Here is a 298-nt window from a genome sequence, read left to right as displayed (position 1 = left end):
TTCGAGTTTTTCGAAGTTGCCGCCGGTGGTCTCGGTGATCTTGACGGTCTGGGTGCTCTTATCGATGAACACGTCATCGGTAGGAGCAGGCACAGTCACGGTGCCGACGGTGTCGCCCGCTTTGATGGTGATCGACGAGCCGTTGTCGAGTTTCAACGTGACGTCGGTACCGGCCTTGTTGCTCAAGGTTGCGGTATAGGTGATTTGGCCACCTTCGTTAACGGCACTAGGCGCTGTCAGGGTGACAGTAGTCGTGTTGTCGGTACCCGGTGTGTCCGTCACGGTGGTGTTCACCGCC

Annotated in this window: 1 protein-coding gene; it reads right to left on the bottom strand. The window is 57.7% G+C overall.

What is annotated here, in order from left to right; translation table 11 throughout:
• Positions 1-298, bottom strand: a 298-nt coding sequence (locus tag J1G33_RS27780; protein WP_223019178.1) for an immunoglobulin-like domain-containing protein, incomplete at both ends; no start/stop codon positions are given.

The sequence above is a fragment of the Pseudomonas sp. P867 genome, from assembly GCF_019891455.1.
GTDB classification, from domain to species: domain Bacteria; phylum Pseudomonadota; class Gammaproteobacteria; order Pseudomonadales; family Pseudomonadaceae; genus Aquipseudomonas; species Aquipseudomonas synxantha_A.
This window is presented reverse-complemented; position numbering and strand designations above follow the sequence as displayed.